General features: G+C 32.3%; 10 protein-coding genes. 1 reads left to right on the top strand and 9 read right to left on the bottom strand.

Annotation, left to right across the window (positions count from 1 at the left end):
- Positions 1 to 58: 58 nt before the first annotated feature.
- The 9 genes from DRF58_RS16970 to DRF58_RS16930 all read right to left on the bottom strand — a co-directional run bounded on the left by DRF58_RS16970 (position 59) and on the right by DRF58_RS16930 (position 8,931).
- On the bottom strand, positions 59 to 277 hold the full coding sequence (locus DRF58_RS16970) for a hypothetical protein (protein ID WP_116037076.1): 219 nt from the start codon (positions 275 to 277) through the stop codon (positions 59 to 61).
- 470 nt (positions 278 to 747) lie between these two features.
- Positions 748 to 1,986, bottom strand: a complete 1,239-nt coding sequence (gene mobV, locus DRF58_RS16965) for a MobV family relaxase (protein WP_116037075.1) — start codon at positions 1,984 to 1,986, stop codon at positions 748 to 750.
- 36 nt (positions 1,987 to 2,022) lie between these two features.
- The gene (locus DRF58_RS16960) at positions 2,023 to 2,901 is read right to left on the bottom strand and encodes an IS982 family transposase (RefSeq protein WP_116037073.1); all 879 of its coding nucleotides are present in this window, start codon (positions 2,899 to 2,901) and stop codon (positions 2,023 to 2,025) included.
- 233 nt (positions 2,902 to 3,134) lie between these two features.
- Entirely contained in the window at positions 3,135 to 4,091 is a 957-nt protein-coding gene (locus DRF58_RS16955) for a toprim domain-containing protein (RefSeq protein WP_206605239.1), read from the bottom strand.
- A gap of 122 nt (positions 4,092 to 4,213) precedes the next feature.
- Positions 4,214 to 5,272, bottom strand: a complete 1,059-nt coding sequence (locus DRF58_RS16950; protein WP_206605238.1) for an AAA family ATPase — start codon at positions 5,270 to 5,272, stop codon at positions 4,214 to 4,216.
- Complete coding sequence (locus DRF58_RS16945; protein WP_116037071.1) at positions 5,273 to 5,566, bottom strand: helix-turn-helix domain-containing protein; 294 nt, start codon at positions 5,564 to 5,566, stop codon at positions 5,273 to 5,275.
- Positions 5,567 to 5,807: 241 nt separating this feature from the next.
- Positions 5,808 to 6,839 carry a PDDEXK nuclease domain-containing protein gene (locus tag DRF58_RS16940; protein ID WP_116037070.1) on the bottom strand — a complete coding sequence of 344 codons (1,032 nt, stop codon included), beginning with the start codon at positions 6,837 to 6,839 and terminating at the stop codon, positions 5,808 to 5,810.
- Between the two features lie 106 nt (positions 6,840 to 6,945).
- Positions 6,946 to 7,860, bottom strand: a complete 915-nt coding sequence (locus DRF58_RS16935; RefSeq protein WP_116037068.1) for a hypothetical protein — start codon at positions 7,858 to 7,860, stop codon at positions 6,946 to 6,948.
- A gap of 18 nt (positions 7,861 to 7,878) precedes the next feature.
- Positions 7,879 to 8,931 (bottom strand): tyrosine-type recombinase/integrase, encoded by a 1,053-nt coding sequence (locus DRF58_RS16930; RefSeq protein ID WP_123902440.1) that lies wholly within the window; start codon positions 8,929 to 8,931, stop codon positions 7,879 to 7,881.
- A 379-nt stretch (positions 8,932 to 9,310) separates the two neighbouring features.
- Between DRF58_RS16930 and DRF58_RS16925 the strand changes: the two genes are divergently transcribed.
- Positions 9,311 to 11,020: an ATP-binding protein gene (locus DRF58_RS16925; protein WP_116037065.1), complete on the top strand. Its 1,710-nt coding sequence runs from the start codon at positions 9,311 to 9,313 to the stop codon at positions 11,018 to 11,020.
- The last annotated feature ends 558 nt before the right edge of the window (positions 11,021 to 11,578 follow it).

Here is an 11,578-nt window from a genome sequence, read left to right as displayed (position 1 = left end):
CCCATAATATCTGAAAAGCCCAGCAAAAAGCTCCCGAAGCTTCCGTTCAACAGGGTTTTCATTGTTCGTGCTTCGCACGCAACGAAAACTTAGCTATTAGTTGTTGGGATTTCTGATTGATAGAACTCCCCGACAAAAGAATTTGTCTGTCAATAGTGGAAGTCATTGTCGTAAGAAATTCCTGCGTGGAAGATTGTATGTTTTTTTGCCATTGAATTTCTTGAGAGGACACCGCAAGATAACCCAGCAAACATACGGCTGTATAGATTTTTCTCATGATTTGAGTTTTTTAATTATTTTTAAAATTAATAATTTAATTTATATCCTAACAAACAATTTGTTGTTTTTTTTAGGATTTTTTTAACATTGTCCTGAGAATCTAATATAGATAAGCGACAAAACTGGATCTAATAAAAATTATTTTAAATTTTAAAAAAATAATTCTCATTCCATAATTATTGAGGTGAAAAACAGTTGTCAATGGGTTGATTTGGTCAAGCAGAAGTTCTCACTCCTTAAGCTTTATGGTTTCAAACTTGTTTAAAGTGTAATTTTATTCATAGTAGATTATCAAAACTTCTCACTTTACTAGCAAAAGATTTTCATTAATCGCGTACTTAAAGCTTGTATTGATTATAAGATAGCATTTCTTGAGTAGCAAAATTAAATTGCCGAACCACAAAAATTGAATAATATAATAAAAGGCTTAAAAGAAGTTTCATAACACCTTCTTAAAAAAATATAATTCTATCGTTTTATCCTACTATTAATGACCTCATAACATTTAGATGAATTAAATCTCAAACTTTCCTTGTATTTCTCTTCAAGCCATTTCTGGCTTTCAACCCCTGCAATTTTCAGAATCTTGTTTTTTTCTTTTTGGTCGGTTTCAACGCTCAACTTAAGGCTTTCAACTTTGAAACTTTTAAAGTGTCGTGAAGAATAAATTTCTCCACTGATATGGATTTCTTGCTTTTCCAACAACTTTTTGATCAGTTCCGGTGGTAATCCCATCTTTTCACATTCTATAACAATAGGAAGAGAGTCTTTGACTTCAGGATGATATTGTAATACCTTGTCAAAAACCTTGTTTTGCTTTTCTAATGTATTTTCAAGTTTTGAAACTGAATCCTGTATCTTTCCTTTTTCTCTGTCATTATCAATCCTAAGAATGTTCATTTCTTTTTTCATCTGTTCATTTTCCTGTTCCAATTTTTTAGTTTTAGAGCCTGTTATAGCATTCGCAAAATTTTCAACAATTCTTTTTGAAGAAATATTCTTTTCAATGGCTTTCAATTCTGATTGCTTCTGATTCTTTTCCTGTTCCAACTGTTGGTTTTGTTCATGGAGGTTTCGGTAATATTCAGACGTAGAAATATGTTTGGCTTCCGAGCCCTCTATTCCTCTTCTTAATCCATATTTTGCCATTGCGACAGCATACGTGTTCTGATAATGCTTCAGCTTATTTCTTGCCATTATATCATCAGCACAAAGACGGTTACCATTTGAATTTTTCTTCTTATAGATTTGAGGATTATTGTCTTTTTTTGCTTTTCTTCTTTCTCCTGTGACTATTGGAACTATAGTAGCGTGAATATGAGGCGTTTTTTCATCCATATGTAATACTGCTGAAACCAAGTTTTCTTCTCCGTAAGTTTCTTTCAGCCAATTGAGATTATCTTTACACCAATTGTCCAATTGTTTGTTTTTCTCAATGGCTTTCATCGTTTCATGAGTTCCGGATAACATAATACGAATCGCTCTCACTTGATTGGTTCCAATTTTTCTTTTCAGATTGGCGTTATCTAACCTGTATTGTATTGACGAAGTTCTGTTTTTGATTCCTTCTGGGTATGAAATCATTTCTTTATTGAGATGGATTCGAGAAGCATCGGCGTTTTTCGGATGTATGGTTCTTTCTATATGAGCTGACATTCCAGAGTCATTGCCTTTGGCTTTTTCTAAATGTAAAACGGTATATGACATACTTCTTAAATTTAATTGTTAAAACCTGTTGTGCATTTAGCACAAATTAATTTTTAACTTATTCAAGCTTCTCTTGAAGACGAAAAAATTTAGATATTGAATCATGGTAAAAGAAGTTATTTTTGATACTATTCTTGTTGCCAAACCTTGAAAGGTTTTTGCGAGGTTAATATTTATTAAGAACTGTCCGCACAGTTGCGAAATATTGGTTTCAATCCTCTTTCTGATTTTTGATTTTGTCTTGGAAAAGTCCACAAAATTATGCTGGTTTTTACGCATTGGAACCGAAAGATTTATCTTGGAATAGTTGAATAAATCCAGTTGGAATTCTTTGCTGATGTACCCTCTGTCGCCGATTAATAAGCAATTTTCAAAATTCTCCTTAATGTCGTGCAGATAGTTCACGTCGTGAACGTTTGCAGGGGAAAAATCAAACGAGTGGAAGATTCCATTTTTGTCACAAACCGCATGAAGTTTATAGCCAAAATACCTAGATTTTTGTGCGGCACAATATCCATATGCAGGTTTGATCTCATCCGTGGAACAGATTGCAGAACGATTTGCCCGACTTATTTTACAGATTTCAATTGGCGTGGAATCCACAATAAAGACATCGGTGAAATCCAAAAACTTGCTGCTCAAGGTTTCTCTGATTTTTTCAATGTAGGGAAAAAGTTTTCTTTTCCTTTTATTGTAGACACTCCTTTCAATTCTTCCCTCCAAATCAGTCCCTGAAATGCATCTAAATAACTGTAGTTCAGAGTTAATAGACATATATTCTGCAGTGAGGTTGAGTGCCACAAGTTCCAAATCAGACATTTTTGGAAGCCTTATTTGCTTACTTGTAGTAATATATTTACAGATGTTTGTCAATTCTTTTAAAATAATTTTGTAGTTTTGAATAAGATTGTTTATGTATTTAATGACTTGGTAATCAATTAAATATACGATTTTTTAATCAAATGGACAATCTTTTTTCTTTTTTAATTCCTAAATGCACAACAGGTTTGTTAAATAATTCGGGGGTTTCCAAAGGGGGAGTATTCCCCCTTGGCTTATTGGGGCTTTTTTAGTGAAGTGCAACGGAGCGTTAAGAAAAAGCCCTAATAAGCTATGGCTTTTTCTTTTCAAAAGCCTGCCTGCAACTGTCACCTTTTTCTTCTGTAGGTATTTGCCTGTTCAGGATTTCTGTTCTCGTCAACATCATTGGCAAAATTATTCTTTAGATTATTTTTGCTTTTGAGATAATCGTTCAGGTCTTTGTGGTCGGAATAGTAAGATGATTTATCGATAAGGTTTTTACAAAAAGATTTCAAATAAGCAGTGGCTTTTTGTCCGGCTTCATCATTATCTAAGTACGTAATTATAGTATTATGTGAATCTATAAAAATTTTGGCTTTTTCCAGATTGCTGATTGAATTTAGGATAACACTGCTTTCCTTCAGGTGAAAAGTTTTTTTGAGTGTTAGATAAGAAAGGTAATCCGTAAATCCCTCAAATACTTTACAAACATCATTACTAATATTGTTAGTCGCAGGTGCTTTGGAAGTACAGCCCTTAAAATATTTGTTTCGTAATTCGTATCCGTGAATATCGTTTTGAAAACCAATTGCAAAATAATTCTTATCGTTAACCAAATAATTTATTTCCTTACAATGCTGCTTAGCTATATTAACATTTATTCCACGTTCTAAGAGATAGTTAATTAGAGCGGGATTATTAATCTCTTGGATATTTTGGATAATAAATGCCGGGGTTCGTTCATTTTGTGCCGCTTTCTTACCGTGAAAAGAAAAATCTCCCTTATTATTTAATTTTTCGTTTTGTTGAAACAAGGATATTGCTTTTCGAGCATCACATTTTTCAATCTGCATAACCAGGTCAATAAGAGTTCCGCCAATATTTGCTCCGTAATCCATCCACAAATTTTTCTCGTAATCTACTTTCATGCTTGCATTATGCTCATCCCTGAATGGAGAACAATAAAGACCATAATAACCACGATCTTTAACCGGATGAATATTCAATTCCATGAGGAAATTTTTTATTGAAATTTTATTTATTTCTTTTGCGTTCATAATTTCAAATTGTTTTTTTTCTTTCACCCGCAAAGAATTGCGGGATTTTTAGGTTTAATGGTTTACGTTTCAGTTTAAACCTTTAAACTAGTTTAGTATGGTTTACCTATATATACACCCGTTCTAAACTAAACCTGTTTTTTCAGGAATTAATAGTAGAAATCAGGATTAAACTTGTAAAACTTATCTTCTTTGAGGATCATTCTCTTGTTCTCAAGAAAAGTTTTTAGTTTTTTAGCTTTGTTGATTCCAAAGACATGTCCTATTGAAGCATAGCTATTTTGTAATCTTTCAATAAGTGTCGAGTATGACACCAATGAAGATTCCGAAAATAATAGTTCTAATGCCTCTCTATGTTTCTCTCCACTCACTTCAGAATAGTCAAAACCTTTATTGCTCACAGATTGTTGGTGTTGATAATCTTCAACCATTTCCGGCAATCCATCATCATTAATCATAAATGCAAAAGGTTCAAAATCTTTATCCCGAATGTGCATCGCTGTAACGGAACTTATATTTTTGTCGAATTCATTCTTTGTAATCTGCAAAACTGTTTCTGCTTTGTTGTTCAATTCGGTTCCCAAATGTCCACGGGTATTGTCGTCTCCTTTATTCAAATGGAGTACCGTATGAATATGAATTTTTCTTTGATCCGTCCATTGCATCAATTTTGTAATGATGTCTGTTGATTCACCAGGACTATTGATGTCGTGAGCGAGGTCTCGAATTCCGTCAATAATTACCAATCCAAGCTCTTCAATCTCATAAATGGCTTCTTCAATTTTTTTCAACCTTTCTTTTGTCGCGTATCCCCGAAGACTTAAAAATTCCAAATTTAGAGGATGCTGGTTCAGAGGAAATCCTGCAAGCTGAAGTATTCTACTTAATACCCGCTTGCAGTGAAATTTGCTCTGTTCAGTATCAACATAAAGAATCTTTTGTTTTCCTATGGGTAAAGAAGCTTCATAATTCAGCACTATACTATTCGTTAAAGCAGCAGATACAATCGCACAGATGTTAAATGTTTTTTTGCTTTTTGCTTTTCCGGTAGAGGCACTGAAATTTCCCAAAGTTCCAATAATGGAATCATCTATTTTCAAAACTACAGGAGGCGATTCAAAGTTATCGGTGATTAATAGTCGGGCTTCTTTCCATGAACTGGCAGATTCAACAGAGGAAAGAACAACTTCTTTCTCCGCTCTCATCATCTATTTTAGATTTTTCCTTTTAGAGAAAGCAATAAAAGAAGCTGCCATTTCCTGTACTTCCTGTTTTGATCGTACAGGATTTTGTCTCAACCAATTTTCAAGCTCATCTTTATCAAAATAGAGAATCTTTCCTTGCGGTTTGTAATGAGGAATTTGACCACCCGAAGTGAGCTTGTAAAGATAGCTTTTTGATAGATTTAGAAATTTGCTTGCCTCCTCAAAGCTGAGCACATTTTTTTGAATAAACTGATTTTTTTCTAATTCGGAAATTCTTTCTTCTAATGATTTTTCCATTTTACACTGTTTTTAATGATTAACAAAATGAGGCTGCGCACCCTCTTTCGTTGTCGACAGGGCAAATGTATTATGGAAAAATGAAGATATTGATTGACAATGATTGAGGTCTTAACCTATTCTCAATCTTTTTTCAGTTGTTTGATGTATTTGTCAATGATATGACAATCTTTGGGAGGATTTCTCTGCATTGATTGTTTGCGGGAAGAGTTGCTTTCTCTTAGAGGGATTTTATTTAATCTTAAATGTTTTCTATATCACCTGCTTTTATTTCATTTAAAATTAGGGATTGAAGCTCTTCTTTTGGTAGCAACAACTGGTATTCAGCCACTCCAATTGGTTTATTGATGTCTTGTAATGCTATTTCTACATCAAGATGGTCTTTGTCTGCACAAAGAATGATACCGATAGACGGATTTTCATTTTCACCTTTCTCCAATTTATCGAGCAGGGAAAGGTATAAGTTCATTTTTCCAACATATTCTGCTTTGAAACTTCCAATCTTCAGTTCAATTGCTACCAGAGATTGCAATCCTCTGTGGAAGAAAAGCATATCTATGAAATATTCTTTTTTGTTGTATTCTAATCGGTATTGGTTTCCAATGAAGGAAAAACCTTTTCCTAACTCCAAAACAAAAGCTCTGATTTTGGAGATTAGCCTGTTTTCTAATTCCAACTCTTTTACAGGTTCTGTTATACCTAAAAATCCAAGATTATAGGAGCTTTTAAAAACTTCATTTGCATATTCGGCATTTATTTCGGGTAATGTCTTGTTGAAATTATTGGTTTTTATTTCGTCTTTTACTTGGCTGTAGGTGTCCATTTTTATTGCATTAAGCAGTAAATTTCGAGACCAGCCTTTTGCAGTAACCTCGTTCGCATAAAACTCTACAGCGGAATTTGATTGTACTTTGTTGATTAAAAGCAAATTATGACCCCAAGGTAAAACTGCGACAGCCTGTCGCAGTTTTTGATTTTCTAAATGATAACGCTCATAAAATCGCTTCATATCCCATAAATTACGTGGAGACAATCCCATATCAGGGAACTCTCTTTTGAGATCATTGGATAATTGCTTTACAACTCTGCTGCCATAACCCTCTTCTAATTGCTTCTCAAAAAGTAACTTTCCTAAACTCCAATAAACAGAATTAGCTGTAGTATTTACCTGTTGGGCAACTACTGTTCGGGCAGTTTTGATTTGATTTATAGCTTGAAATAAAATTTCGCTATAATCGGAATCATCTATATTAAATTGGGATAAACTTTTCATTTTTAATATTTTCAATTAGTTATCCAAAAATGTTTTCTTAAACATAACTTGAAATAACTTTAAGCAGATTTCTACACAAGCAGAAATTTTCCAAATTTAACCATTCTCAATCTTTTGTGAGTTGTTTGATGTATTTGTCAATGATATGACAATCTTTAGGCTCTTTTATTTTGTTGCTATAAACGTTTGAGGAGTAATCGTTTTGTTTTAGTATGTGTCCACTAAATGACTGAAATAATGTCTTTCGTTCACACAAAGATTGCCAGTTACGAATAATAAGACTTCGATCATCTAATGACGTAAAGAAATAGGCTAGAAGCTTATTCTTACCATTAGCAATAATCAAGGGAAATTTCAATCTACAGAAAAATATCTCATTCATAGTTTCCGAAGTTATTGTTTTTGAAAAAATCCTTGAATCATTTATGCATTTTGTTAATAGATCTATTTCCCATTCTTCAAATTTAGCCCCGAAATCTTGTTCTGTACTTTCCTCTCTTACTTTAACTTTATGCTCTTTCTCCTTCTGAGGTTCTACAAATTGATAATTAGTAGGTTTTTGAGGCTTTTCAGGTTTGATTAAACTTTTCAGATACTTCAAATATCGAATGCATACGACATAATCAATGATGTGTGATAAATGAGGCAAAGTTTCATCATAGAGTGAAGGAGTTTTGATAAACTCAAGAATATTAAATGAAGAAAAATCATACTCTACATATGTTTTCTTTTCTTCACCGGATAAACACTCTACAAAACTACCTTCCCAAAGAAAGTCTGGTTTCTCAATATCGTGAATGATTTGTTTGAGAACTCTATTTTTTCTAACAAATAACATAAGTTTGTTTGAGAACTCTTCAATTTCAAATTCTGTTACGGAGTTTTTTTGTTGTTCAGTGAGATAACTATATTTAACAGAATAGGAGAAAGAGTAATCTCGGTATTTTGCATCAATGCTGTCATTGACATATTGTTGTAACTTTTTTATATTTTTTTCTAATGGGCTACTGCTTATCATCATGCTTAAATTGAATATTGTTTACAAATTACTTGTTGCCTCATCTTTCAAACTATTTACATAGTTTAAGTATTTAATTGTATTTGCCGTTGTTTTATGAGCTAAAGCATCAGAAACAGTTTTAAGGTTTGCTCCTTTTATTAGTAAACGAGTTGCAAAAGTATGTCTCCCACAGTAAAAAGATATTTTTTTGTCAATTTCTGATTTTTTTAACCAATTATTTAAAGTTTTATTAATGCTTACTTCGGAAATGAATTTTCCTTCATGTTTGAGGTCGAAAACGAGCCCTTGCGGTTCTTGTCTTTTTCCTATGAAATCTAAAGCAGTTTGACTCAATGCTAAATTTATTTCCGTTCCCGTCTTTTCTCTATTAATAATAATTCGGTCATTAATAATATTGTTCCACTTCAAAACTTTGCATTCTGCTAGTCCCAAACCGGAATAACAAGCAAACATAAAAGCCTTTTTAATCTCAGCATTACCGCAGTACGTTTCTTGTAGGACAGTAATCTCTTCTTCTGTCAAAACTTGCTTGGTTAATTTTGTTTCACTATAGTCTCCTTTCTTTTTAAATCTCACATTTTTATATGCAATATCATCAATATAGCCGTCCCTATTAGCCTGAAGAATAATTTTCTTAAATCTCTTCCAATATGAATGTGGTGTTTCACCATTAAACCCACATTTATTATTCAGGTAATCAATAAATTTTAAAAAATGACTTTCTGTGAGGTCTGTGATTAGAATTTTTTTATCGGGTAAGAATAATTTGAATTTAGACACAACCCCCTCTATCATTCTAATATCTTTCTTATCGTAATTCTCAATGTAATAGTCAAAGTAGTCAAGTAATGCAATTTTCTTTTTGTGTCTTGGAACATATTTCGTTCCTTTAGCCAAAACTTCAAGTTCTCTCTCAGCTCTTATTGCTTCTGCGAGTTTTTTCTTTTCCTTTAGGTCATTAGGCTTTGTTGTAAAAAGGGTTTCGAGGGTTTGTTGTCCATCTATATAAACCGATAAATAAAACTGAGTGTTACCGCTTTTAAGTATTCTTTTGTGAAGTGTTACCGCCATTTCAATATCTTTTTCGTGCAATGTATGTGCAATGTGTACAATGCAAATATAAGATAATATTAGAAAACAAAAAATTAAAATCAACTGAAAATCAGATATTTAATTTCTTTTTATTTCTCTTTTTTGCACAGATATTTCCCGTCTGGGGTACATAAAACCCTCTGTAACTATTGTTAACAGAGGGTTTTTTATTTTCAGGGGGAACAAAAGGGGGATTTTAAAATTCATATTCTGTCTAATTACATTTGCCAAAATTTTCTTTTTAACAAGAAATTCAAGTGTATCACTATTTTTTTTCCAGAATTAAAAATTCATCTCTCACTGCTTTTTCAATTCTTCAAATTTATTTTTAATATTTTTGTGTAAAACATTATGTTTTATGACAATACCTGAATTACAGTATCTGCGAGAGTCGGAAGATAAAGTAGAATTTAAAGAGGCTAAAAATAATTTTCCTTACAATGGAGGTTCTCACAAAGAACAAGAGAACCGGAGAAAATGCTATTTGGGTTATATCGTGGCATTAGCTAATGAAGGCGGAGGTAAATTAATTTTTGGGATGGATGATTCTTATCCTCATAATGTGGTGGGGAGCAACTTTGTTGAAGGCAAGCTTGGAGAGTTGGAAGATGGAGTGTATGAGAAATTGGAAATTAGAGTTCGTCTTGAAGAATTATTTGATGAAAATGGATTAAGAGTGCTGGTTTCCCATATTCCTTCAAGACCAATTGGCAAAATGTTGAAATTCGAAGGTGTGCCACTGATGAGAGTAGGAGATAGTTTGCGAAATATGAGCGATGAGGAGATGTTTGCGATATTATCAGAACAAGAGCCCGATTTTTCTGCCAAAATTGTGAAAGACTTTTCTTTGGAAGATATTGATGATGAGGCGTTTTCAGTTTTGAAAGATAGTTATACCATTAAACAAAGGAATCCACTATTTGCACAACTTAGTAAAACCCAAATTTTATCTGATTTAAAATTGAATACAGAGGCAGGGTTCAATTATGCGTGTCTAATTTTATTAGCAAAAAAAGAAGCGCTTAATACACACTTGCCTCAATGTAAGATCATTTGGGAGTACCGGTCGTCTGAATCCCAAATACACTTTGATAATAGGATTGTGATTGATGAACCTCTTTATAAATCCGTAGATCAGGTTTGGAAGTTAATAAACCAGCCCCTCCTTAATAAAAAGCACCCAATACAAAACGGAGCATACATTTATGATATTTATGATTTTAATGAAGCTGTTCTTAGGGAGGCTATATTAAATGCTGTAGCACACCGTGATTATTCTATTGCAAGCGAAGTAGTTATTAAACAATTTCCTAGCAAAATTATTATAAGTAATCCTGGAGGATTTCCTAAAGGAGTAAGCATAGAGAACATATTGACCGTAAGTAGCACTCCCAGAAGCAGACTATTGACTGATATTTTAGAAAAAACAGGTTTGGTTGAAAGAAGTGGACAAGGGGTGGATAAGATATTTTCACTGACCTTATCAGAGGGCAAGCCAGAGCCGGATTACTCTTTTTCCGATATGTTTCAGGTAACTTTAATTTTATATTCGCAAATAGCAGATAAAGCTTTTCATATCTTTATTAATGAATATCAACATAGTGATAAAGAACCTAAATTAGGGGTTGAGCAAATTATCACACTGTACAAAGTAAGAAAAGGTATTTTCGCTAATTTAAAAGAAAATATTGTGACTCAATTACTTTCACAAGATTTAGTCCGACCAGTATCAACACACACTAACAGATATATACTTGCTGACGACTTTCATAAATTAGAAGGTGAAATGCAACTGATTGGCAAAAAGTATGTCGTTACAGAAGTGGAAATGATATTATTTATATTACAAGGAAGGAAAATGAAAATAGGAGAAATAGAGCAATATCTAAAAAAATCTTTGAACAGAAACCAAATCAAATATTTGCTGAGTAAATTGAAAGATGATGATATTCTCATAACCGAAGGTGTTGCTGGAGGAACAAAGTATTTTCTCACAGATTCCTATAAAGATTTTAGAGGCGAGTTATTAGTAAATACAGTAATTGAAGATTTGAGATTAAAATTATAATTCAATTCCCCACAAAATCTAAAAATTCCCCAAGAATATTATTTTGAGAATTTCCGGAGAAATAATTTTCTACAGAAAATCCTATTATTTTGATGTAAGTTTGTTTTAGAAAATTATTTCTTGAATTTCTAGAAAAATCAATTCTCCAAGAAATCTGGAAATTCTCCAAGAATTTTATTTTGAAAATTTTTCGGAGAAATTAATTTTACAGAAAGCCCTATAATTCTGATGTAAGTTTGTTTTAGAAAATTATTTCTTGAATTTCTAGAAAAATCAATTCTCCAAGAAATCTAAAAATTCTCCAAGAATTTTATTGTTGGAATTTCTCTTACAGTAAAATCAGTAAAAATTTTTGAAATTACTTTCAAGATTAAAAAACAATTTTCTAATAAAGAAATATCTCCAAAATTCTCAAGGATTTTGGAGATATTTTAGAAATAACATCTTGCACAAATAATTTAACCTGAGTTCGGGATAAGAATAGAAATAAGATTTGTGTAAAATAGCAATAATTCGTATATTTAAGTATCTAACATTCAAATATTTAAACGAATTACT

The organism is Epilithonimonas hispanica, assembly GCF_003385395.1.
In the GTDB taxonomy this organism is placed as follows: domain Bacteria; phylum Bacteroidota; class Bacteroidia; order Flavobacteriales; family Weeksellaceae; genus Epilithonimonas; species Epilithonimonas hispanica.
The sequence above is the reverse complement of the archived record's forward strand: the minus strand, read 5'-3'. Positions and strand labels throughout refer to the sequence as shown.